Raw genomic sequence first — 24,935 nt, 5'->3', positions numbered from 1 at the left:
GCGTACCCCTCAATGATATAACTGGCTGGTGGAAATGGATACATGGTGCTGATTGGAAACATCCGGAGGGGCCGGCTTCGAACCTTACTGGTAAGGAGCAGCATCCGGTCATTCATATTAGTTGGAATGATGCGATGGCTTATTGTAACTGGGCCGGGAAGCGATTGCCAACGGAAGCCGAGTGGGAATTTGCGGCCCGGGGTGGCCTGGAGGCTAAAAATTTTGTGTGGGGGGATGATGCACCTACGGATGAGAAAACCTATGCCAATACCTGGCAGGGTAAATTCCCTGTTGAAAATCTAAAGCGGGATGGGTATGCGGGTACGGCACCGGTGGGCCAGTATGCGCCAAATGGATATGGGTTATATGATATGGCGGGTAATGTATGGGAATGGTGCCAGGACTGGTACGACAAAAATTTATACCAATCCTGCGGTCCGGGTGAAGTGCGAGATAATCCAAAAGGGCCTTCTGTGAGCCGGGATCCCTCGCAGCCCAATATGCCGCTGCGGGTTCAAAAAGGGGGTTCTTTTCTTTGCCATGATTCCTATTGCCAGCGTTACCGCCCGAGTGCCCGCCAGGCGAGCTCTCCTGAAAGTGGGATGAGCCATGTCGGGTTCCGAGGTGTCAGATAGGTGTTGGCACAGTGTTAGAATAGCTGTCTGACGTCTTTGGTTTTCCATAAAAATTCAGCTACCTCGTGAAGGCGCTTTGAATCTTTGCTTAACTTACCATTTACTACCGGGTGCAGGAGATGTCAGAACAACCCGTTTTGCCGGTTTGCGAATCGGTTATGCTGGTTTTCATTTCCGCTAACCCAATCAGGAACCAGACACCCCGCTACTATACCATGCGCACACTACAATTCCTGGTGATAGCAGTTCTCTTTGCAGCCTGCACACCCAAAGCACAGCTACCGCAATTAAGCACCGAAGAAGTTTTACAACTGGTAGATGAGCAAAACTACCAGTTCAACCTTGAATTCGTTCGGCCAATGGGCGGGCGGCAGCGCCTTATTACGGGTACTTATTTTATGCGTGTTCAGAAAGAATTGATCGAATGTGATCTACCCTATATAGGCCGTGCCTTCCAGGCACCCATCGGCAGTACCGATAACGGTATGAAGTTTATTTCCCGTAATTTCGGCTATACCAGCACTACCGGTAAAGGTGAACGCAGAGAAATTACTATTCAACCTAAAGACGAACCAAATATCCGGGAGGTTTTCCTGATCATTTTCAGCAACGGAAAAGCCGACCTCCGGATCAATTCCAACAACCGCCAGACGATTTCTTATACGGGTACTATAACCGCGTTACCTCCGCAAAAATAAGTGCTTATCAAAGTTAGCACGAAGTACTAAGTTTGCAGCTCAACCAATTCTATGCAAATGGCTGGTCGTACAAGCTTGCTCCTGGGAATAGTTATATTGATAAGCTGTATTTCCGTTCGTGCCCAATATACCATCAGCGGCAGAATACTTGCCCGTGATACCGATGTTCCGCTGGAAGACGCTACTATTCAATTGAAGAGCCAGCGTATTCATACTCATTCAGGTATGGACGGACGCTTTAGCCTGCAAACATTCCAGGCTACCGATACCCTGTACATTACACATATCGGGTACGATCCGCAAACCATTAGCTGGAGCTCGACCAGCACTTCTCTAACCATTCAGCTGGTGCCCGCACCCGTTCAGTTAAACCAGGTAGTGGTTAATGATAGCAGGCGGGCCCTGCAACAGGTAATGCAAATCGACCTTAAAACAAATCCAGTTAACTCTGCACAGGATATTCTCCGCAAAGTTCCTGGTTTATTTATAGGGCAACATGCGGGGGGCGGTAAAGCAGAACAGATTTTTCTCCGTGGTTTTGACATCGATCATGGCACGGATATCCGCATAACAACCGACGGTATGCCCGTAAATATGGTAAGCCATGCACATGGTCAGGGCTACGCCGACCTTCATTACCTGATTCCTGAAACAATTAAAGATATCCAGTTTGGGAAAGGCGCCTATTATGCAGAAGAAGGTGATTTTTCTACAGCGGGGTATGTGAACTTCAGCACCTTCAACCGGCTTGATCGTAACCTGCTGAAACTGGAAGCCGGCCAGTTTAATACCCTCCGCACAGTAGGTATGTTTAACCTGTTTGAAAAAACAGGTGAACAGGCCAGCAATGCATACATAGCAGGAGAGTACCAGTTTTCCAATGGACCTTTTGAGGCGAAACAAAATTTCAACCGCCTTAATTTTTTAGCTAAGTACAATGTACAGATCGGACAGCATTCCAATTTGCAGGTACTGGCTTCCACCTTTACTTCCAAATGGGATGCCTCCGGCCAAATTCCAGACCGGGCCGTAAAAAGCGGGTTGATTTCGCGCTGGGGCACCATCGATCCCACCGAAGGCGGAACTACCTCCCGCAGTAATATCGCTGCCAAATACCGCAGTAAATTAAGTGCAAGCGAAGACTGGCAATCCAATTTCTATTTCAGTCAGTATGACTTCAGCCTCTTTTCAAATTTCACCTTTTTCCTGGAAGATCCCATTAATGGTGACCAGATCCATCAATCCGAAAAAAGAAAAATTTATGGCATGGATCATCGGTATACCAAACAACTTTACGGCAATCAGGCAGACTGGATTCTTACGGCAGGAATGAGCCTGCGACACGATGCCATACGCGATATTCAACTTAGTCATACCCTGCAGCGCAAAGAAGTGCTGGAATATTTTGCAAGGGGCGATATTGACCAAACCAATGCCGCGCTCTTTGGTTCCGCTGAATGGAGAAAGGGGCACTGGAAACTGATTCCGGCGCTTCGGGTAGATCATTTTATCTTCAATTATGTCGACAAGCTTCAACCGGTTTATCAAACCCAAGCTGCCCAGAAAACCCTACTCAGCCCTAAGTTAAACCTGGTCTATACGCCGCATGCCAACTGGCAGGGCTACCTGAAAATGGGAAAAGGGTTTCATTCCAATGATACCAGGGTGGTGGTAGCACAAGAGGGCAAAGAAATTCTGCCTGCTACCTACGGAGCAGACCTGGGCGCCATTATTAAACTACATCCGAAGTTGCTCCTTCAGCCAGCCATCTGGTACCTATATATGCAACAGGAATTTGTGTATGTGGGCGATGCAGCAATTGTTGAACCCTCGGGTAAAACCCGTCGGCTTGGCGCTGAACTGGGAATACGGTACCAACCATTCAACTGGTTGTACCTGGATGTTGATATCAATTATGCCAGGGCGCGCGCTATAGAGGAGGAGAAAGGGGCAGCTTATATTCCTTTAGCACCGGACCTTACCAGTACCGGCGGTATTTCTGTTAAGCCAATAAAGCAACTGGATATCAATTGGCGCTATCGTTTTATGAAAGATCGTCCGGCTAATGAAGACAATTCGGTGGTGGCAGAGGGTTATTTCGTGAATGATGTATTGGTAAATTATACAAGAAAGAACTGGGCACTGGGCCTGCAGATCGAAAACCTGTTTGATACTGAATGGAGAGAAGCACAGTTTAATACAGAATCGCGGCTTGCGCAGGAATCGAGCCCGGTTACCGAAATCCACTATACGCCGGGTGTGCCTTTCTTTGCAAGGATTAAATGGAGCTTATTTTTTTGATTAACTTCAGGAAAATAATCACCATGAATTTCCTGAGCCGATTGCTGATTACCGCCCTGGTTGCATTTGGATTATCCTACCTGCTTCCAGGAGTTCATATGGATTCATTTATTGCAGCGCTTATTTTAGCCTTGGTGCTGGCCTTGCTGAACACAATTGTAAAACCGATTTTGGTTATTCTAACCTTTCCTATAACCATTATTACGCTGGGGCTGTTTTTGCTGGTGATCAACGCTGTTATTATTCTACTGGCAGCCAAATTGGTGGAAGGTTTTAAAGTGGATGGGTTTTGGTGGGCCTTGCTGTTTAGTATACTCCTTTCAGTTGCCAGTTCTTTGTTGCATGGCACCGATGATCGTAAATAATAACCTATGCATTTTGATCCGAAAGCGCTTTCACAGGAGGAGCTGTTACAGTTTTATAAGGCGATCCTTCGTCCCCGGATGATAGAAGAAAAAATGCTGCTCTTGCTTCGCCAGGGGAAAATCAGTAAATGGTTCAGTGGAATCGGACAGGAAGCCATTTCGGTAGGTGCCACGCTTGCACTTGAACCGGATGAATGGATTATGCCGCTGCACCGGAACCTGGGGGTCTTTACCACGCGTAATATGCCGCTGAATAAGTTGTTCATGCAATGGCAGGGGCAAAAAGAAGGGTATAGTAAGGGAAGAGAACGAAGTTTTCATTTTGGCTCGAAGGCACACCATATCTGTGGTATGATTTCTCATCTCGGTCCGCAGCTTAGTATTGCTGACGGGGTTGCACTCGCACACCGCCTGCGGCAGGAAGGAAAAGTGAGCATGGGATTTACGGGAGATGGTGGTACCAGCGAAGGCGATTTTCATGAAGCATTAAACGTGGCTGCTGTATGGAACCTGCCGGTAATTTTTATCATTGAAAATAACGGATACGGACTAAGCACGCCGGTTCAGGAACAATACCGGTGCGAAAGCCTGGTGCAGCGGGCAAAAGGGTACGGAATGGAAGGGGTTTGCATTGATGGCAATAACCTGCTAACAGTGTATGATACCATTAAAGGTGTGCGGGACTACTGTATCCGGGAACAGAAGCCCTATCTGGTAGAATGTATGACCTTCCGGATGCGGGGCCATGAAGAAGCCAGCGGTATCAAATATGTGCCCCCGGAATTATTTACGCAATGGGCAGAAAAAGATCCCGTAAAAAAATACGAGGAATGGCTGCTGCTGGAAGGTATACTTACCTATTCCGTTATGGAGCAACTGAAAGCAGCCCTGAAAAATGAAATTGAGCAGGAATTGCAAACAGCTGCTGCTGCCGCTGCCGTTGTTCCGGATACAGAGGAAGAATTAAAGGATGTATATGCAGTAGCGCCAAGCCAGCACGACACCGGTTCAACTGATACCGGCGCTTCTTTATTCAACACTAAATCACTCCGGTTTATTGATGCCATTAAGGAAGGGTTGCAGGAAGGAATGCAACGGTTTCCGCAGTTGATTCTTATGGGGCAGGATATTGCCGCTTATGGAGGTGCATTTAAGATTACAGAAGGGTTTGCCGAGCAGTTTGGTACAGACAGGGTGCGGAATACGCCTCTTTGTGAAAGCGCTATCCTGGGTGCAGCATTGGGCTTATCGCTGGAGGGCTTCAAATCAATGGTGGAAATGCAGTTTGCAGATTTTGTAAGCGTGGGGTTGAATCAGATCGTCAATAACCTGGCTAAACTTCATTATCGGTGGGGTCAGCCGGCTGATGTAGTGGTACGATTACCCACGGGTGCCGGGGTGGGGGCAGGCCCCTTTCATAGCCAGAGTAACGAGGCCTGGTTTGTACATACCCCGGGTCTGAAAATTGTGTATCCTTCAACACCTGAAGATGCGAAGGGGTTGTTGCTGGCCGCATTGGCAGATCCCAATCCTGTACTTTTTTTCGAGCACAAGGCCTTGTACAGAAGTATCAGCGGCGAGGTTCCGGAGGGCTATTATACCATTCCTATCGGTAAAGCCCGCCTGGTGCAGGAGGGTACCGATATCAGCATTATCACTTATGGTGCAGGTGTTCACTGGGCTAGAGAATATGCCGAAGCGCATCCTGATATCCGGATGGATATACTGGATCTTCGCAGCCTGTTGCCGATCGATTACGCGGCCATAGAAGCATCCGTAAAACGTACGGGAAAAGTTATCGTATTACATGAAGACACCCTAACGGGCGGTATTGGCGGAGAGATCAGTGCCTGGATAGGTGAACACTGCTTCGAACTACTGGACGCGCCTGTGCTGCGATGTGCTTCCCTTGATACACCGGTACCTTTTAATACTGCACTGGAACAGAATTTTCTGGCAAAGGCAAGGTTGGCTACAACGGTTGATCGTCTGCTGCGGTACTGATTTCCTCCGCATCGAAGGCCGTTTTGGAAACAGGACTTACTACCAAAGGATCCCTTTCGCCGATCTGTTGCCGCCACATGGCGTAGTACAGCCCTTTCTGTTCAAGCAGTTCATGGTGTTTTCCCTGCTCGGTGATTTTTCCTTTTTCCAGCACGAAAATGGTGTCGGCATGCATAATGGTAGAAAGGCGATGGGCAATAAGGATGGTCATCTGTTTATGGGTAGCTGAAATATCACGGATAGTAGCGGTAATTTCTTCTTCGGTGATAGAGTCCAGCGCGGAAGTAGCTTCGTCAAAAATCAGCAGGCGGGGCTCTCGCAACAAGGCCCTGGCAATTGCAAGCCGTTGTTTTTCTCCGCCCGATACCCGTTTGCCGCCTTCTCCCAGTACCGTATCCAGGCCTTTTTGGGAATAGGCAACGAGGTTTGCACAAGAGGCTTTTTCCATTGCAGCGTAAATCTGTTCATCGGTTGCATCCGGTTTAACAAATAACATGTTATCGCGGATGGTTCCTGAAAACATCTGGGTTTCCTGCGTTACAAAACCCAACTGGCGGCGAACCCGGTTATAGCGCAACTGTCGTACGGAAATACCGTCTATCCGGATATCGCCCTCCACGGGCGAGTAGAGTCCGACCAGGAGTTTTACCAGGGTTGATTTTCCGGAACCGGACGGGCCCACAAATGCGATGGTCTGGCCCAATCCAACCCGGAAACTGATATTGTCTACTGCATTCTGGCTGGCTTTTTTATGACGGAAACTGACCCGGTCAAATTCGAGTTGTTCGATGGCATGAATATCAACCGGTTCTTCCGGGCGGTATTCGGGCTCTTTCATCATCAACGTATTAAAAACCTGGAGAGAGGCTTCGGCTTCCCGATATTGCAGAATAATATTACCCAGATCCTGCAAGGGGCCGATAATAGCAGTTGAAATAAACTGCATGGAAATCAGTTCGCCGGTGGTGAGTACATTTCTGAATATTAACCAAAGCAGGATAAAAAGGATGGATTGTTTGAGCAGGTTCAAAGTAGTTCCCTGCAGAAAGGATAAACTTCGAACCTTTCTGTTTTTCATCATTTCCAGTTCAAAAATCTGTTGTGTTTTTTCCCTGAGCCGCCTGATTTCGGCATAGGTAAGTCCCAGGCTTTTAACCAGTTCAATATTGCGGATCGATTCGGTGATGCTGCCACTCATTACATTGGTTTGCCGCACTACCTGCCGCTGAATAGTTTTAATTTTCCGGCTCAGTAAGGATGTAAGTCCGCCCAGGAGCAATACCCCAATTAAAAATACGGGTATCAGTGCCCAGTGTTTGGTAATGGCATACCAGATCAGGAAGCTCATGCCTACAAAAGTGGAAAAGAGGATATTGATAAAGGAGTTAATAAATCGTTCTGTATCAGTGCGTACCTTCTGCAATTTAGACAAGGTTTCGCCGCTGCTCTGGTCCTCAAATCCATCATACGGCAGGCGAAGGGTTTGGCGCAAACCATCATTAAAGATCTGCATGCCGAATTTCTGTACTACCAGCCGTACAACATAATCTTTAAAAGTGGCAGCAATGCGAGCCAGCAATGCCACCCCTATGGCCAGTATCAGCAACCAGATAACCCCGCTGGTACGTTCTTTTTCCGATAGATTTTCAGGGTTCAGTGCGTAGGTATCGATTACCTGTCCGAAAATAACCGGATCGTATAAAGCGAATATCTGGGCAAGGGCAGCAAGTCCAAGCGCCAGAAAGACCCAACCCCGGTAGGGTTGCAGGTATTTCCATAATATTTTCATGTCATTTACTCACCGCTTTAAATACGCGGATAAAATTGCCGCCCAGGATTTTACGGATATCTTTTTTACTATAGCCCCGCACAATCAGGGCTGAAGTGATAGTTGGCATATCTTCTACCCCATCCAGGTCCTGCGGAGCAAGTTCTATGCCATCAAAATCGGAGCCCAACCCAACATGATCTACACCAATCAGCCGTACTATATAGTCAAGATGATCGAGCAACAGGTTCATCGATGGGCGCAAAGCTTCTGCTTCTTCGGGGAACCTGGCAGTGAGATAGCCATCTATTTCATAACTGGGCAGCTTTTCCTGAAGCAGGGAATCTATAAACCCTTTATGTTTTTCAATAAAAGCCGCTTTGTTTTTGTTATAGGTACTGTCGATAAATCCTGCATAGAAGTTTAGAAAAATTACGCCCCCGTTTTTACCGATAGCCCGTATCTGGTCGTCCTTAAGATTACGGGGATGCGGGCACAGGTTATAAACACAACTATGCGACGCAATAACCGGTTTATCAGAAACTGCTATGGCATCGTAAAAGCTTTGTTCACCAACATGACTCAGGTCTACCATCATGCCCAGTTCATTCATGCGCCGAACCACCTGCTTTCCAAAATCACTGAGCCCTTTTTTTTCAATATTACTAGGCTGCTGGTTATTGAGATAGGTTTCATCCCAGGCAGAGCTGGCCCAGGAGGTAGAATTATTCCAGGTCAGGGTCAGGTAACGGGCACCCCGCTTGTATAAACTGTCGAGGTAGTCCAGTTTGTCTTCGATCATATGGCCCCCTTCTACCCCTTTCATCGCGCCCAGTTTTTTTTGACGTACAGCCAGGCGCAGATCCTGCATGGAATTGACCAGCATCATCTTATCCGGATTTCTTGCAACGATGGCGTCGAGCGAGTCGATTTCCCGCAGGGCATGATTAAAGGCAGTACCTGCGCCAAAACGTTCATCGCAGAAAATGGAAAAAACCTGAATATCTATTCCTCCGCGCCGGAACCGGGCCAGATCGCTATGGGTTTTGCCACTGAGGTCTTCTTCAATATTCAACCCTTTTAATGTGGCATTGGACAACACGTCGTTATGTGTATCTACTACAATACTTTTCTCGTGCAGGTTTTTCTGCGCCATGAGCCCGGCTGGTAACAGGCAGGCCAGGCTTAAGGAGAAAAGGACCGTCCGGCAACAAAACCAAGGAGCTATTTTCAGGCGCATACGTTCTATTATTACATCAATATACCGAATCCGGCTGACCGGAGAAAACTCAAGTGCAAAACTGAGCCAGGTCAGCTGGTTTTGATGGAATACTGATTAGCTTCATTGTTCAAACACAGTATATGAAAAAGAACATGGGTGGTACAGACCGCTTGCTGCGCATTATTGCCGCTATCGTATTGGGATACCTCTATTTTTCCGGTACAGTTACCGGTACTGCCGGGCTGGTACTGGCCATAATAGGCGCTGTATTTATGCTAACCAGCCTGGTTGGTTTTTGCCCGCTTTACACCGTTTTGGGATGGAATACCTGTACTACCAAAAAAGTATAAACCTACTCACTGCTTTTTTCGCCGGTGAACCAGTCTTCCTTGTTTTTGAATAAGACATTGAAGGTGGTAAGGGTGCCGTAGATGCGGGTAATATATTGCTGCAGGTTTACTTTGTCTTCGTCGGTTAGTACTTTGTGTGCATTGACTTGTTGTTCCAGTACGCGTAGCCGGTCGCGCAGCATCACAATTTTATGGAAGAATACCTCAATGGGCAGATCCTTGGGTTTCAGGGAAGCATCTCCGGGCTGTAGCACCATGGTACCGCCTTTCCATCGATCGCCCAACGGAACCACCTCGCTAACGCCATTCCATAACCGAAGAATTTTAAGCAGGGATTTTTCTATTTCCGAATGGGTTTCAATTTCTTCGCTCAGGTTTTCGGGAATTATTTCTTCCAGCTTTTCATCGTTTTTATCAATTTCTTTGATTCCATGATTGATAAAGGAGATCAGGTAGGTTGCGTAGCGAAGGCCTACGATTACTCCCGGACCGTACTGTGTATGTTGCAGGCGGGTTCCAATTCCTAATACCAGTTGTTCCATAGCTTTTCTATTGTTTATAAAATTCGTAAGGGGTAAATTCAACGAAATCTGCAACGGTTACCGTAACAGATTTTACTTTTCCATCTGCTATGGTAAAGGGCCAAACTTTCTGCCCAAAGAGTGCATCATTAAAGCTGGCGAAGAAACGGTTACCACCCAGGGCCCCAAGCCGGGCAAATCTGCCAGGGTGGTGTTGAAAGCGGGCAACCAGTTGCCCTTTTTCGAGCTGCAGGTTCATAGTGCCATAAATTTCGTGTTTATAGGTGCCTGCGAAGTCGGCAAGTGGAAGCGCTGGTTTTGGATTGCGAGCAATAGAGTCGCGTTTTGCTGTTAAAAAATCAGCGGTTGCTCTTTCACTTTCTGCATGTTCTTCATAAGCGCTGGCAGTATAGTTCCGAAAGGGGAGGCCGAGGCAGGCATCCAGCAGCTCCCATTTCATAGCCTCATAAAAGCCATTCGAATCGGTATTGGTGAGTACTACAATACCGATGTTTTCACCTGGTACCAGCGTGAAGCTGGTTACAAAACCGTTTACGCCACCCGTATGTTCCACCAGTTTTCTGCCTTCGTAAGACTGCAGAAACCACCCAAGCCCGTACAAGTAAAACTGTGCGCGGTTAAAAGGATGCCATCCACTGCCCAAAATGGAATGGGGTTCCATAGGGTTCAGTACGGCCGCCTTGGCCAGCAGGCGTTTACCGTCCAACTCTCCATTTGCCAGCAGGGTTTTTGCCCATAACCCCATATCATAGGCGCTGGACCCGATAGCCCCCGCAGGTGCCATATTATCCAGCTTCCCGTAGGGGATTTTTTTTAACCGTCCTTCTGCCACAGTATGGGCTTTGGAAATATTGGCTGCGGTGTTGAACTGCTCAGAAGCTGCAATGGAATGGGTCATGCCGATCGGTTGAAAGATCTGCGTTGTAATAAATTCGCGGTACGGCATGCCGCTTGCTTTTTGAATAATTTCTCCGGCCAGGGCATAACCGGCATTGGTATACCCCCATCTGGAGCGAAAACCATAATAAGGCTTCAGCAGGCTGAATTTTTCCTTCAGTTCCTGGTAACTTATATCCGAGTCGAAATACATGAAATCGCCCTGGAAAGTCTCATAACCCATACGGTGGCTAAGCAGGTCACGGATGGTCATTTCTTTGGTTACCCAGCTATCGTAGACCTGGAAATCAGTAATCCATTTTTTTACTTTATCGTTCAGCGATAATTTGCCCTGGGCCTCGAGCATGGCAAGGGCTGTAGCGGTAAATGCCTTGGTATTGCTACCGATTCCAAAAATAGTATGTTCATTAACAGGCGTGGTACTACCTGTTTCACAGGTTCCATATCCTTTCAGTACCAGCCATTCGCCGTTTTTTATGACGGCTATTGATACGCCGGGAATTTTCCATTGTTCCATTGCCTTCGACACATAGCTATCCAGGCTGTCTTTAAGAAAATTTCGGGAGGCGGGAGATTGAGTAAAACTTTCTGTTGCAGCCAATAACCAAAAACCTAGCATGACCCAGGGAAACCTTTTCATGTACAGTAATTTTTCTTGCTAAAAATAGGGTTATTATTCCCACCAGTTATCTTCCCTTCTGCCGGAAATTTTTCCGCCCATGGAGCGGATCCGCTTAAACTGTTCCCCTGCTTTTTTCATGTAATCGAGCAGTTCGTATTCACTGGCAGCCACCACAGCTTCATAGGGAGGGGCATAATATCGGTAAAAAGTATCCAGTTCCGGTCCGGTGATACCGGTAATTTTAATGATTTTGGCGCGGGAAAAGCGATAGGCCACGTATTTATCCTGTTCTTCTTCCAGGAGGCGGTGCTGGAATGCCGCCATACTTTTATTCCGGCGGAAGCGGAATACGTTGATCAGTTCATTGATATCAAGGCCTACCCCGAAATTTCCGGAAGCCGGGTTGGCGGAAGAAAGTGCCAGCCCGGGTTTTTTATAATCAAAGACCTTGGCATAATCTTCGCGATTTTTCATACTATCCAGCCGGTAGTCTTTAGGCATAACCCTTATTTCACGAAGGGTGGTAACATTTACATGCAGAGAGATATCAAATTGTGCGGTGGAGGGAATATTACTGACCGCATATTTGGGGGTAGGTTTTCCCAGGTAAGAAAAATAAATAGAATCCTCCTCAGCCAGCACAAGGCTGTATCGGCCAGAGGAATCTGTTACCGTTCCCCTGCCACTGGTGCTTAGTACGCTTACCGAACCCAGCGGAAAGAGTTTGTTCATTTCATAAACAGTACCGCTTACGCGAACCTGGGCCTGAAGGCAGGGGCTCAGGTTCAGGCAAAACAATACTAATATGGAGCAGTACCATTTCATGCTAGGGTTTACAAGGGTACAACCAAAACCTGAAACAATTGTCAGCTGTTTTGATTTTTAACGACTTGTGTAAGAAGTAATTCTTCAATAACCTTCGGGTAATGCTGGTGCTCGAGCTGGTGAATACGGGCGGCCAGTGTTTCAGGGGTATCATCAGGAAGCACCGGACAGCTGGCCTGGAAAATAGTTGCACCATGATCATACTGCTCATCTACATAATGAATAGTAATACCGGAATGGCTTTCCCGGGCAGCAATTACCGCTTCGTGCACAAAATTGCCGTACATGCCTTTACCGCCATAGCTGGGTAAGAGGGCAGGGTGTATATTAATGATACGTGCAGGATAGGCTTTTATGAGCTCAGCGGGAACTTTCCATAGGAAACCGGCCAATACGATAAAATCTATACCGGCTGCCTGTAGTGCTGGCACATAGGCATTTCCGCGGAAAAAAGCTTCTTTTTCAATCAATAAGGTTGGTATTCCGGCTTCCCGGGCTTTATCTAATACACCCGCCGTTGATTTATTGCTAACGATCAGGGCTACCCGTACCTGGGGGTGCTCTTTAAAATGGTCGATAATTTTTTGGGCATTGGAACCGGTACCGGAGGCAAATACGGCTATGGACAGGGTGGGGAGGGGAAGCAGCCGGATCGGGGGAGGGGCTTGGTTTCATTTTGCGGAAAATTCGGGATAAATAATTTCGGAAAAAGGGAAACTGGCCAAACGGGATACTAACCACTAATACCATCAGGGGCCAGATGAGTGTCATTACGGTAATATAGAGGATTGTCCAGCCAACCGGATGTTCCACAGGCAGCCAGTGCAGAATGCGGCGGCCGGTTATGCCGGTTAAACTGCCTCCGATAGCAAAAGTGCAGAGAACAGCGGTTAATTGCCATCCGCCAACCTTCCATTTCTGTTGCAGTTTCTCAAACATGGTGCAAAGAAACTGGATTAAGCTGAACAATTGTGTATAGAAATACCAGTGAATTACCAATTAAAAAATTGCACAATTCGTTGAAATGCAAGCACTGCGCAGCTAAAAAAAAATGGATCATGTTGATAGATTGTCAATAACGTGTCATATTTTTGCCCCCGAATTGAGGCATTTTAACATTACCAACGATATTTCCAGCTTATGATTCACTATAGATCGATCGTGCAGAGATTTGCTCTGATTCTCGCAGTTTTGACCGTGCTTTGTTTCGATCAGGCAGCAGTTGCGCAGGATGGAAAGGCTTTATTTCAACAGAATTGTGCTTCCTGTCATGCGGTACACAAAAATTTAACCGGTCCCAAACTGGCGGGTATTGAAGAGCGGGTACCTGATCAGAAATTGCTGTATGCCTGGATACGCAATAACCAGGCCGTGCTCAAGTCGGGTAATAAATACTTCAACGATTTATACAACCAGTGGAATAAGACGGCAATGAACCTGTTTCCGAATCTGACCGATGAGGAAATAGCCGCAATGCTCACCTATATCAATTCAGTACCGGATCCTGCCACCCAGAAGCCGGTGGAGGGAGACCCGAATGCAAAAGCAGCTGCTAGTGATAACTCCCTGATTTTCGGCGTATTAACACTGATCCTGGCAATAATTGTACTGGTTTTATTACAGGTAAATGCCAATCTGAAACGATTGAGCGATGAAAAAGATGGAATACCTTCTTACGAGCCGGTTCCCTTTTACCGGAACAAAGCCTATATAGCCCTGTTTGCGGTAGTTTTATTCATTATCGGTGGTTATTTTACTATTCAGGGAGCAGTAGGGCTGGGCCGTTCTAAAAATTATCAGCCCGAACAGCCGATCTATTATTCCCATAAAGTACATGCCGGCACCAACCAGATCAACTGTCTGTACTGCCATGGCGGTGCGCAGGAAGGCAAACACGCCAATATTCCTTCCTTGAATACCTGTATGAACTGTCATATGGCTATTAATGAATATACAGGAACAGAAAAACTGTACCGGGAAGATGGAACTGAAGTAAATGGTACAGAAGAAATCAAGAAACTGTATTCCTACACTGGCTGGGATCCGGATCAGAAAAAATATGTGAATGCACCTAAACCAATTGAGTGGGTGAAAATTCATAACCTGCCCGACCACGTTTATTTCAACCATGCCCAGCACGTAAAAGCGGGTAAGGTTGCCTGTCAAACCTGCCATGGAGATATCCAGAATATGGGTGAAGTATACCAGTATTCTGACCTGAGCATGGGATGGTGTATCAACTGTCACCGGGAAACCAAAGTGCAGTTTGAAGACAATAAGTTCTACAGCATTTACGAAAAATTCCACAACGATCTTAAGAGTGGAAAGATGGATAGTGTAACCGTTGAAAGCATCGGTGGCACCGAGTGTCAGAAATGTCACTATTAATAGAATAGCATCGCAATAAACCATTTTTTATCACCAAAATCAGCACCCCATCCGGGGTTTGGTATATGGAGCAAAAAAAGTACTGGCAAAGTTTCGGAGAGTTGACCAACTCAGCAGCACATCAGCAAAACGCACAGGACGAGTTCAAAGAAGACCTTCCCTTTGAAGGGCTGGATGACAAAGGCCTGGGTTCTGCTACTACACCTCGCCGCGACTTCCTTAAATACGTAGGTTTCAGCACGGCAGCTGCTGCTGTAGCGGCAAGTTGTGAAATGCCTGTAAAAAAGGCGATTCCCTTTGTTAACCGTCCGGTTGATGCTATTCCGGGTATCGCTAATTATTATGCCACAACCTATGTGGCGGGTGGTACAGCCATTCCGGTAGTAGCGAAAGTGCGGGACGGGCGTCCGATCAAAATTGAGGGAAATGAATTATCGAGCTGGTCAAAAGGCGCTACCACTGCTCAGGTACAGGCATCGGTACTGGATCTTTATGATACCGCTCGTCTGCGTTACCCCTTGGCCGAAAAAAAAGAAGTAAGCACGTTTGATGCATTTGATAAAATGGTAGGAGAGGCGCTGGCCGGATTAAATGGTGCGCCGCTGGTGTTACTGACCAGCACGGTAAATTCGCCTTCCTCCAAGGCAGTAATTGCGGAATTCCTGGCAAAATATCCCGGTAGCCGGCATGTTCAGTACGATGCCACTTCCTACAGTGGAATGTTGCTGGCAAATGAAGCCAGCTTCGGAAGCCGCCTGCTTCCTTCCTATGCATTTGAAAAAGCAAAAATAATTGTGAGCCTTGGGGCCGATTTTCTAGGTACCTGGCTGAATCCCGTGGAATTCCAGCACGGCTATACCCAGGGGCGTAAAGTAGACCCCAAGCACCCGGGCATGAGCAAACATTACCAGTTTGAATCTATGTTAAGCATGACCGGGGCAAATGCGGATGAGCGTTTTACACACCGCCCATCTGAATCCGGTGCTGTTGCCGCTGCATTGCTTGGAGCCATTAATGGCCAGGGTGCATCCGGCATTTCGGATGCCGCTTTGAAAAAAGGAATTGAACAGGCCGCTAAGGACCTGGCCGCTAATAAAGGACAGGCCCTGGTGGTGAGTGGAAGCAATGATGTGAATGTTCAATTAATTGTAAATGCCATTAATGAGGCGGTTGGTGCGTTCGGAACAACCGTAAACCTGGTTAATAAACTGCAGAACTATGCAGGCATCGACGCAGAATTTGTGAAACTGGTAGAAGAAATGAATGCCGGTTCGGTAGGTGCATTATTGATCTACGATGCCAACCCTGCCTACGATTATTTCGATGCAGAAAAATTCAAAGCCGGCTTAAAAAAGGTTCGGGTAACCGTTTCTTTCAATGAGAAAATGGATGAAACAACCGAACTGTGCAAATATGTATTACCTGCCAATCATTACCTGGAAAGCTGGGGAGATGCAGAACATAAAGTTGGCTATATCAGTATGTTACAGCCTACCATTGCGCCGCTGTTCAAAACAAGACAATGGCAGGATAACCTCCTGAAATGGAGCGGTAATACCACCAGCTATGCAGATTATTTCAAAAATTTCTGGACTGCTCGTTTAGGTGGTGAACCAACTTACCTGAAAGCCCTACAGGATGGTGTGGTGGAATCACCTGCCATGGTAATGGGTTTCCCCAGTTTTAACGGGGCGGGTGTTGCTGCTGCGCTAACGGCTGCAGTAGCCGGTAAAAAAACATCCGGACAGGAACTGGTAATTTATCAGAAAGCTACGTTTACAGACGGTCGTCAGTCTAATAACCCCTGGTTACAGGAAACGCCCGATCCTATTACCCGTGCTACCTGGGACAACTATGCAATCGTTTCTCCATCGCTTGGTAAGTCCATGTTTGGAATTGATATTACCAATGCCACCCAGGCAGACGAATACGAGGCCTTCCCGAAAAAGCCATTGATTAAGGTTAAACAGGGCGCCAAAGAAATGGAATTGCCGGTATTGATTATACCAGGTGTTCAGGCCGATACCATTGCTGTTGCAGTTGGGTATGGTCGTACAGAAGCAATCGGAAAAGCAGCTGCTGGCGTAGGAAAAAATGCCTATGCATTGACCAGCTTTAATGGTACTACTTTTCAGCGTACAGCTGCGGTAACTGTTGAAAAAGCGGCCGGTGAATATAAAATTGCAACTACCCAAACCCATAGCAGTTATGAAGGACGGTACGAGGTAATAAAAGAAATCACCCTGGCAGATTATGTAAAAAATCCGACCAAGATCCTGGATGCCCGCAAAAAGGAACTGGAGCCCTGGGGCGGCTTGGAGAATTATGAAAAAGACGGAACCATTTATCCGGTTTTCGATAAACCGGGTATTAAATGGGGTATGAGTATTGACCTGAACAGTTGTTATGGTTGTGGTGCCTGTGTAGTGGCTTGTACAGCAGAAAACAACGTATCTGTTGTAGGTAAACCGGAAGTGCTGCGTGCACACGATATGCACTGGTTGCGGATTGACCGTTATTTTGCCGGCGACCCCAATGATCCGAACAGTATCCAAACAGTATTCCAGCCAATGATGTGTCAGCATTGTGACAATGCTCCGTGTGAGAACGTTTGTCCGGTTGCTGCTACCAACCACAGCTCGGAAGGGTTGAACCAGATGACCTATAACCGTTGTATCGGAACAAGATATTGCGCTAATAACTGTCCTTATAAAGTACGTCGCTTCAACTGGGCTGATTATACCGGTGCAGATAGCTTTGCCGATAACCAGGTAGGAGGTAAGGGAGAAAATGAGGTGATTACCATGATGAACGATGACCTTACCCGCATGGTGCTGAACCCGGATGTAACCGTACGTAGCAGGGGGGTAATTGAAAAATGTTCATTCTGTGTGCAACGCTTGCAGGAAGGAAAACTGGCTGCTAAAAAAGCCGGCCGTCCATTGGAAGACCGTGATGTGAAAACAGCTTGTCAACAGGCTTGTGCGGCAGATGCCATCGTATTTGGAAACGTTAACAATAAAGAGAGCCTGGTTTCTAAACATCGCGCAGAGAATGAGAACCGACTTTTCTATGTACAGGAACAGATCCACGTGTTACCAAATGTGAGTTACCTGGCTAAAGTGCGGAATACCGGTGAGATCAGTGCACATACCCAATATGGAGAACCTCATTTTATGGGAGAAGGACATGGCGCGGCAGAAGGCGGGCATCATTAAGGGGAAGTGAAAGAGAGGAAAGAACAAAAAAAATAAAAACCAACAAGCGAAGGGGTTAGAGCCGACGCTAAACGCTTATACGATATGGCATCATTAAGATACGAATCGCAAGTAAGGGAGCCACTGGTAACAGGTGCAAAGACTTATCACGATGTAACAGAAGACATCGTACGACCCATTGAAGCGGCCCCCTCCCGGCTTTGGAAGATCGGATTCACCATTTCCGTGCTTCTATTGCTGTTTGGAGTGTATTCCGTTTACCGTGAGGTAGTGTACGGTATTGGAGAATGGAACCTTAATAAGACCATTGGCTGGGGTTGGGATATCACCAACTTCGTTTGGTGGGTAGGTATCGGCCACGCTGGTACGCTTATTTCGGCAATCCTGCTCTTGTTCCGTCAGGGATGGCGTACCGGTGTAAACCGTGCGGCAGAGGCGATGACCATTTTTGCGGTTATGTGTGCGGGCCAGTTCCCGATCTTCCACATGGGCCGGGTATGGATGGCCTTCTTCGTGTTGCCTTATCCCAACAGCCGTGGACCATTGTGGGTGAACTTTAATTCTCCCCTGCTTTGGGACGTGTTTGCGATTTCTACCTATTTCACGGTATCACTTCTGTTCTGGTATGCGGGTCTGTTACCGGATCTGGCGACCGTTCGGGATCGTGCGAAGGAAAAATGGAGAAAGAATATGTACGGGGTACTGGCTTTTGGCTGGACCGGTTCTACCAAGCACTGGCAGCGGCATGAAGCACTTTCGCTGGTATTAGCCGGCTTAAGTACACCACTTGTACTATCCGTACACACGATTGTATCCTTCGACTTTGCCACTTCTGTTATTCCTGGCTGGCATACTACCATCTTCCCGCCCTATTTCGTTGCGGGCGCCATCTTCTCCGGATTTGCGATGGTGCAAACCCTCCTGATTATTACCCGTAAGGTGTTGAACCTGAACGACTATATCACTATGGAACACATAGAGGTAATGAATAAGGTAATCGTATTAACGGGTTCCATTGTAGGTATTGCCTATATCACGGAGCTGTTTATTTCCTGGTATGGCCAGAACCCTTATGAAATGGCTGCCTTTAAAAACAGGTATGACCTCAGTACTCCTTATGCCTGGAGTTACTGGCTGATGATGAGTTGTAACGTAATTGCACCCCAGTTCTTCTGGTTCCGCAAACTGAGAAGGAATATTCTATTCACGTTCTTCATGAGTATTATCGTAAACGTGGGTATGTGGTTCGAACGTTTTGTAATTATCGTAACCTCTATTTATCGTGATTACCTGCCCAGTAGCTGGAGTACCTATTATACGCCTTCCTTATGGGAAGTAGGCTTCTACCTGGGAACCTTTGGTTTGTTCTTTACCTGTTTCTTCCTCTTTGCAAAATACTTCCCGGTAATTGCAATTGCCGAGATTAAACATATCCTGAAGAAAAACGGGGAAAGTTATAAGGCGAATATGGGAGAAGAAGAAAAAGCAACGGTGGAGCATTTCACACATGAAAATGCACACCATTAGAAGTCTGATCGCTGAGATGAAAAAATTAACAACAAAGAATTCGAAATAAAATGGCAAAAAAGAAATTCGTAGTTGGATGCTTTGACGACGAAAAAGTGTTGTTTCCCGCGGTGAAGAAAGTGCGCAAAGCCGGCTATAAAATTCACGATGTTTACACACCTTTTCCAATTCACGGATTGGACCAGGTAATGGGACTTCGTGATACAAGTCTGCATACCGCCGGTTTCATTTATGGAATTACCGGAACTACAACGGCACTTACTTTTATGAGTTGGGTATTCAATAAAGACTGGCCGTTGAATATTGGAGGTAAACCCCATTTTCCACTGCCTGCATTTATTCCCATTACATTCGAGTTAACGGTACTTTTTTCTGCCGTGGGAATGGTACTGACCTTCTGTTACCTGTGCCAGCTGGCGCCCTTTGTAAAAAAACACCATTTCCATGCCAGAGCAACCGATGATCTGTTTGTAATGGTATTGGAATGCACGTCCAAAACCAAGGAAGACGAAGCCAAGGCATTTCTGGAAACGGTAGGTGCAAAAGAAATTAATGTACAGGTGGCCGAAGATGGCTGGTGGCTGGGCAGGTATGCAAAAGAACAAAAGCTCTACGATACCCCCACTGAAAACAGTTTAGCATAACTTCTAGAAGAATTCAGGAACATGAATAAAATATCCATCATAGCGGTAGCCATCGGAGCGGTAGTAATCAGCAGCTGCAGCGACGTAAAGCGTACTCCAGGTAAGGTTTATATGCCGGATATGGCGTATAGCCGGGCTGTTGAAACCTATAACGATAACCGCGAATTACAGGCAGAAGGCATTAATTACAATGCAATGCCGGTTGCCGGAACAGTAGCAAGAGGAGAAGAAGTAATCTATAAGATGCTGAAGGATACAGCCGGCACCTATGTAAACTCGGCTGCCCTGGTAAGTCCTTTGAAAGCCAGGTTGTCAGAAGCTGACTATACCGAAACGGAACGGATTTACCTGATCAATTGTGGTATTTGCCATGGTACCAAACTGGACGGAAACGGACCTTTGTACAATGACGGTAAAGGCCCTTATCCACTGGCTCCCAAGAACCTGGTTTCGGATGATTTGAAAAAAATGGCGGATGGAACCATGTTTCATTCCATCACTTACGGGAAGGGAATGATGGGATCCTATGCTGCTCAACTGACGCCTAAACAGCGCTGGATGGTTATCCAATATATCCGGATGAAACAAAATGGAGAAACGCCGGGTGCTCCAGTTGCAGACAGCACCGCAACGGTAAAAGCAGACAGCACGGCAACTGCCATGAAATAAGAAAACCAATTTGACCAAACGATAAATTTTTGAGAATGTCTTTCAGAGAGAAATTTGAAATACCTGCCAAGTTCAAGATGTGGTCGATGATTTTGATGGCGGTGGGATTGGTTTCCATCCTTGCTGGATATTTCATCTATGGCCAGGGTGATGAGCATGCTAATACACGCTTCTGGGGCGTATTGTTGTACAACAGCGTATTCTTCCTGCTGATCGTAAACGCTTCTATGTTTTTCATCTGCGCCACAACACTGGCAATGGGTGGCTGGCAAATGAGCTTCCGTAGAGTTGCAGAAGCGATTTCCACTGCCGTAATTCCTATCGGGATTATTTCAGGTGTAATTCTGTTGTCGCTGGTACTGGGTCATAAACATCATATTTACCACTGGATAACGCCTGATCCCAACGATCATATCCTGATGGGTAAAATAGGTTTTTTGAATCCGACCTTTTTTATTGTATGGACAGTATTGACCCTGCTTGGCTGGATTTTCCTGGGTGCAAAAATGCGTTCTATCAGCCGTGAACTGGATAATGGTGGACCATTAAGCCCTGAAGAAGGCAAAAAATATATTTTCAAGAATACTATCTGGGGCTCTTTGTACCTGGTATGGTTTGGTTTAACAGTAGCGTCTACTGTTCCCTGGTTATGGTTGATGAGCATTGACGCGCACTGGTACAGTACTATGTACAGCTGGTATACATTCGCCTCCACGTTTGTGGCGGGTATGGCATTGATTACTCTTTTTGTGATCTACCTGAAGAACCAGGGATACCTGGAGCTGGTAAACCAGGAGCACCTGCATGACCTGGGTAAGTTCATGTTTGCGTTCTCCGTATTCTGGACCTATTTATGGTTTAGCCAATACATGCTGATCTGGTATGCCAATATACCGGAAGAAACAGTTTATTTCAAGCATCGTGTGCAGGGGCCTTATCGTGGAATTTTCTTCCTCAACCTCATCATTAACTTTATTGCTCCCCTGCTGATCCTGATGCGGAGAAGCTCCAAGCGGAATTATACACTGCTGGTGTTTATGGCGGTGTTGATCATATTTGGTCACTGGATCGATTTTTACCAGATGGTAATTGCCTCTTTATCCAAGGAGCATGTTGAACTGGGATTGTTTGATTTTGGTGTAGCAGCCGGGTTTATCGGGTTAATAATGTGGGCAACCGGCAATGCGCTGAGCAAACATTCACTGATCAATCGCCACCATCCATTCCTGAAGGAAAGTATTATTCACCACACCTAAGGGAAGATCTTTAAACAAAAGCATAGTATATAAGCTTTCATTCAAAACTTTGTATAAACACGGAATAAGACATGTCAACATTATTAATCATTGCGATCCTGTTGTTGGGTTTTATCGTGGTCTTCCAGATCGCAAAAGCCAGCGAATATGTATCTGTGTTGAAAGGGGAAAAGAAAACCTTTGAACAGAATAACCGAATCAATGGTTTCCTGCTGCTGGCTTTCATGATCCTTGGCCTGATTGGGGTGTATTGGTGCAATGAGCTGTATAAAGGAAAAATCCTTGGCGAGGCTGCATCTGACCATGGTGAGAAGATTGACACCATGTTGTATATCACCATTACGATTACAGGTATTGTATTCGTAATTACACAGATTCTGCTGTTTTGGTTTTCCTTTAAATACCAGTATAAAGAGGGTCGGAAAGCGTTTTATTTCCCCCACAACAATAAACTGGAATTGATCTGGACGGTAATACCTGCTATTGCGTTAACCGTTCTGGTAGGGTTTGGTTTGTATTACTGGTTTAAGATAACCGGTGATGCGCCGAAAGAAGCAAACGTAGTAGAAATTACCGGAAAGCAATTTGGCTGGATTTACCGTTACCCGGGAAAGGATAAGGTATTCGGCAAAAAATACTATCAGAATATTGATGAGGGCAAATTGAACCAGCTGGGATTAATCTGGGACGATAAAGCAGCCCATGATGATATTGTAACGAACGAAGCTATGTACCTCGTTGTTGGTAAGCCGGTTAAACTGGTTATTAACAGCCGTGATGTGGTACATGATGTGGGCCTGGTACATTTCCGGATGAAAATGGACGCCGTTCCGGGAACACCTACCACTATGTGGTTTACCCCTAAGTATACCACTGCGCAGATGAAAGAAAAAACAGGAAACCCTGATTTTGAATATGAAATTTCATGCGATCAGATGTGCGGTAAGGGGCATTATTCCATGAAAGGGATTGTGAAAGTGGTTGAGCAGGCAGAATACCTGCTTTGGCTGGCGAAGCAAAAACCTAATTATGTAATGTCTAATCCTGAACTGGAAGAAAAGCCCGCAACACCAGCTGCTGGTAAAGCAGACAGCACGGTGACCGCAGCAGCTTCTGTTCCAGGATCCAATTCAAACTAAGGTCGTACCGAAAAACAAATAGATTTTTATGAGCCAAGAAGTGAATTTGCATGAGCATGCGGGAGCGATGACAACGCATGAGGTTCATCATGATGAGCACCATGGTCATCACCACAAGGAAACCTTCATAACGAAGTATGTGTTTAGCCAGGATCACAAGATGATTGCCAAGCAATTCCTTATAACAGGTATGATTTGGGCAATTATCGGTGGACTGTTTTCGGTACTCTTCCGCCTGCAACTCGGTTTTCCGAATGAAACCTTCCCGTTCCTGGAAGATATCCTGGGTAAATGGGCAGCCGGAGGAAAAATTCAACCGGAATTCTATTATGCCCTTACCACCATGCACGGTACGGTACTGGTATTTTTTGTATTAACGGCCGGTTTGAGTGGAACCTTCGCGAATTTTCTGATTCCGCTGCAATTGGGAGCCCGTGATATGGCGTCTCCATTTATGAATATGCTCAGTTACTGGTTCTTCTTCCTGGCCAGTATTGTTATGGTATCTTCCTTATTTGTACAAACCGGCCCTGCAAGTGGTGGCTGGACGGTTTATCCGCCATTAAGTGCGTTGGGCGATGCGTCGGAAGGATCGAAAATTGGTATGGATCTGTGGTTGATTGCCATGGCCCTGTTCGTGGTGTCCTCACTCCTTGGCGGCCTGAACTATATTTCTACGATCCTGAATATGCGGACAAAAGGTATGAGCATGACCCGCATGCCGCTGACCATTTGGGCATTGTTCTTTACCGCGGTATTGGGTGTGTTATCGTTCCCGGTACTCTTATCTGGATTTATATTATTGCTGTTTGACCGCCATGCCGGCACCAGCTTCTATTTGTCGGATATTTTCCTGGCATCTACACAAAAAGCACTCCCGAACGAAGGTGGTAGCGCTATTTTGTACCAGCACTTGTTCTGGTTCCTTGGTCACCCGGAAGTATATATCATTATCCTTCCTACCATGGGATTGGTATCGGATGTAATGGCGGCCAATGCAAGAAAACCGATTTTCGGGTATATGGCAATGGTGGGATCCATGTTTGCGATTGCCGTTCTGGCGTTCCTGGTATGGGCACACCACATGTTTGTAACCGGGTTAAATCCTTTCCTCGGCGCCTTCTTCGTATTGTTGACGCTGTTGATTGCGGTACCCTCCGCTATTAAAGTATTTAACTGGATTACGACCCTTTGGAGAGGTAATCTCCGCTTTACCCCGGGTATGTTGTTTTCAATCGGGTTCGTAAGCCTGTTTATTTCCGGTGGTTTAACAGGTATTTTCCTGGGTAACTCTACACTGGATATACACCTTCATGATACGTATTTTGTGATCGCCCACTTCCATATTGTAATGGGGGTATCGGCCTTTTTCGGAATGTTTGCCGGTATTTACCACTGGTATCCCAAAATGTATGGTCGTTACCTGAATAATACCATGGCTTATATCCATTTCTGGGTAACGCTGGTGGGTGCTTACCTGATTTTCTGGCCCATGCACTACCAGGGCCTGGCCGGGGTTCCACGCCGCTACCTCGATTTCAGCGGATGGGCTTCTTTCAACCAGTTTGATGGGTTGAACCGGTTCATCTCTATTATTACAATGATGGTGTTTGCGGTTCAGTTATTATTTGTGTTCAATTTTATTTATTCCATATTCAAAGGAAGGAAAGTACGGACACAGAATCCATGGGGAGCTACCACCCTGGAATGGACAACACCTATTAATCCGGGCCACGGTAACTGGGAGGGAGAGATTCCTGAAGTGCATCGCTGGGCCTATGATTATGGTAAAGATGGCCGTGATTTCATTTCGCAAACCGAACCTATATCAGAGAATGAGAGCCCGGAGAGTAAGCATTGATAAA

Annotated in this window: 21 protein-coding genes; 14 read left to right on the top strand and 7 right to left on the bottom strand. The window is 46.4% G+C overall.

The genetic code is table 11. The annotated features are described in order from the left end of the window. The 5 genes from A1D16_RS16990 to A1D16_RS16970 all read left to right on the top strand — a co-directional run. Positions 1-635: formylglycine-generating enzyme family protein (locus A1D16_RS16990; RefSeq protein ID WP_290711687.1), on the top strand; the 635-nt coding region annotated here is incomplete at its 5' end. A gap of 119 nt (positions 636-754) precedes the next feature. Beyond that, positions 755-1,333, top strand: coding sequence for a DUF4251 domain-containing protein (locus tag A1D16_RS16985; protein WP_290711685.1), 579 nt, complete (start codon positions 755-757; stop codon positions 1,331-1,333). Between the two features lie 57 nt (positions 1,334-1,390). Then, positions 1,391-3,634: a TonB-dependent receptor plug domain-containing protein gene (locus tag A1D16_RS16980; RefSeq protein WP_290711683.1), complete on the top strand. Its 2,244-nt coding sequence runs from the start codon at positions 1,391-1,393 to the stop codon at positions 3,632-3,634. Between the two features lie 23 nt (positions 3,635-3,657). Beyond that, positions 3,658-3,999, top strand: a complete 342-nt coding sequence (locus A1D16_RS16975) for a phage holin family protein (RefSeq protein WP_290711681.1) — start codon at positions 3,658-3,660, stop codon at positions 3,997-3,999. 6 nt (positions 4,000-4,005) lie between these two features. Next, on the top strand, positions 4,006-6,003 hold the full coding sequence (locus A1D16_RS16970) for a dehydrogenase E1 component subunit alpha/beta (protein WP_290711680.1): 1,998 nt from the start codon (positions 4,006-4,008) through the stop codon (positions 6,001-6,003). Here the strand turns inward: A1D16_RS16970 and A1D16_RS16965 are convergent. Together A1D16_RS16965 and A1D16_RS16960 are read right to left on the bottom strand one after the other, a co-directional pair. Further along, entirely contained in the window at positions 5,972-7,792 is a 1,821-nt protein-coding gene (locus tag A1D16_RS16965) for an ABC transporter ATP-binding protein (protein WP_290711678.1), read from the bottom strand. The genes A1D16_RS16970 and A1D16_RS16965 overlap by 32 nt on opposite strands. A gap of 1 nt (position 7,793) precedes the next feature. Beyond that, positions 7,794-8,927 (bottom strand): dipeptidase, encoded by a 1,134-nt coding sequence (locus tag A1D16_RS16960; protein WP_290711676.1) that lies wholly within the window; start codon positions 8,925-8,927, stop codon positions 7,794-7,796. Positions 8,928-9,133: 206 nt separating this feature from the next. Between A1D16_RS16960 and A1D16_RS16955 the strand changes: the two genes are divergently transcribed. After that, positions 9,134-9,343, top strand: coding sequence for a DUF2892 domain-containing protein (locus A1D16_RS16955; protein WP_290711674.1), 210 nt, complete (start codon positions 9,134-9,136; stop codon positions 9,341-9,343). Positions 9,344-9,345: 2 nt separating this feature from the next. Here the strand turns inward: A1D16_RS16955 and A1D16_RS16950 are convergent, their stop codons facing one another. From A1D16_RS16950 to A1D16_RS21750, 5 genes are read right to left on the bottom strand one after another with little or no spacing between them, the layout of a single operon-like run. Further along, complete coding sequence (locus A1D16_RS16950) at positions 9,346-9,885, bottom strand: hypothetical protein (protein ID WP_290711672.1); 540 nt, start codon at positions 9,883-9,885, stop codon at positions 9,346-9,348. 7 nt (positions 9,886-9,892) lie between these two features. Next, positions 9,893-11,422, bottom strand: a complete 1,530-nt coding sequence (locus A1D16_RS16945; protein ID WP_290711670.1) for a serine hydrolase — start codon at positions 11,420-11,422, stop codon at positions 9,893-9,895. Positions 11,423-11,455: 33 nt separating this feature from the next. Next, positions 11,456-12,229 carry a hypothetical protein gene (locus A1D16_RS16940; RefSeq protein ID WP_290711668.1) on the bottom strand — a complete coding sequence of 258 codons (774 nt, stop codon included), beginning with the start codon at positions 12,227-12,229 and terminating at the stop codon, positions 11,456-11,458. Between the two features lie 41 nt (positions 12,230-12,270). Next, positions 12,271-12,852, bottom strand: a complete 582-nt coding sequence (purN, locus tag A1D16_RS16935; protein WP_290711689.1) for a phosphoribosylglycinamide formyltransferase — start codon at positions 12,850-12,852, stop codon at positions 12,271-12,273. Next, complete coding sequence (locus A1D16_RS21750) at positions 12,794-13,168, bottom strand: DUF6787 family protein (protein ID WP_366206965.1); 375 nt, start codon at positions 13,166-13,168, stop codon at positions 12,794-12,796. Before A1D16_RS21750 ends, purN begins: the two co-directional genes overlap by 59 nt. A gap of 201 nt (positions 13,169-13,369) precedes the next feature. Here A1D16_RS21750 and A1D16_RS16930 point away from each other — a divergent pair, with 201 nt between their 5' ends. The 8 genes from A1D16_RS16930 to A1D16_RS16895 all read left to right on the top strand — a co-directional run bounded on the left by A1D16_RS16930 (position 13,370) and on the right by A1D16_RS16895 (position 24,931). Then, the gene (locus tag A1D16_RS16930) at positions 13,370-14,617 is read left to right on the top strand and encodes a c-type cytochrome (RefSeq protein WP_290711666.1); all 1,248 of its coding nucleotides are present in this window, start codon (positions 13,370-13,372) and stop codon (positions 14,615-14,617) included. A 65-nt stretch (positions 14,618-14,682) separates the two neighbouring features. Next, a complete protein-coding gene (locus A1D16_RS16925) occupies positions 14,683-17,835 on the top strand; it encodes a TAT-variant-translocated molybdopterin oxidoreductase (RefSeq protein WP_290711664.1) in 3,153 nt (1,050 codons plus the stop codon). 84 nt (positions 17,836-17,919) lie between these two features. Further along, the gene (gene nrfD, locus A1D16_RS16920) at positions 17,920-19,362 is read left to right on the top strand and encodes an NrfD/PsrC family molybdoenzyme membrane anchor subunit (protein WP_290711662.1); all 1,443 of its coding nucleotides are present in this window, start codon (positions 17,920-17,922) and stop codon (positions 19,360-19,362) included. 50 nt (positions 19,363-19,412) lie between these two features. Further along, positions 19,413-20,006 (top strand): DUF3341 domain-containing protein, encoded by a 594-nt coding sequence (locus A1D16_RS16915; RefSeq protein ID WP_290711660.1) that lies wholly within the window; start codon positions 19,413-19,415, stop codon positions 20,004-20,006. Between the two features lie 21 nt (positions 20,007-20,027). Beyond that, the gene (locus A1D16_RS16910; protein ID WP_290711658.1) at positions 20,028-20,675 is read left to right on the top strand and encodes a cytochrome c; all 648 of its coding nucleotides are present in this window, start codon (positions 20,028-20,030) and stop codon (positions 20,673-20,675) included. Between the two features lie 35 nt (positions 20,676-20,710). After that, entirely contained in the window at positions 20,711-21,931 is a 1,221-nt protein-coding gene (locus A1D16_RS16905; RefSeq protein ID WP_290711656.1) for a quinol:cytochrome C oxidoreductase, read from the top strand. Between the two features lie 71 nt (positions 21,932-22,002). Then, complete coding sequence (locus tag A1D16_RS16900; protein WP_290711654.1) at positions 22,003-23,070, top strand: cytochrome c oxidase subunit II; 1,068 nt, start codon at positions 22,003-22,005, stop codon at positions 23,068-23,070. A gap of 28 nt (positions 23,071-23,098) precedes the next feature. Next, positions 23,099-24,931, top strand: a complete 1,833-nt coding sequence (locus A1D16_RS16895) for a cbb3-type cytochrome c oxidase subunit I (protein WP_290711652.1) — start codon at positions 23,099-23,101, stop codon at positions 24,929-24,931. The last annotated feature ends 4 nt before the right edge of the window (positions 24,932-24,935 follow it).

This window comes from Flavihumibacter sp. CACIAM 22H1 (assembly GCF_001601815.1).
GTDB lineage: Bacteria > Bacteroidota > Bacteroidia > Chitinophagales > Chitinophagaceae > Flavihumibacter.
Note: the sequence above shows the minus strand (reverse complement) of the source record. Positions and strands in the feature narration are given on the sequence as shown.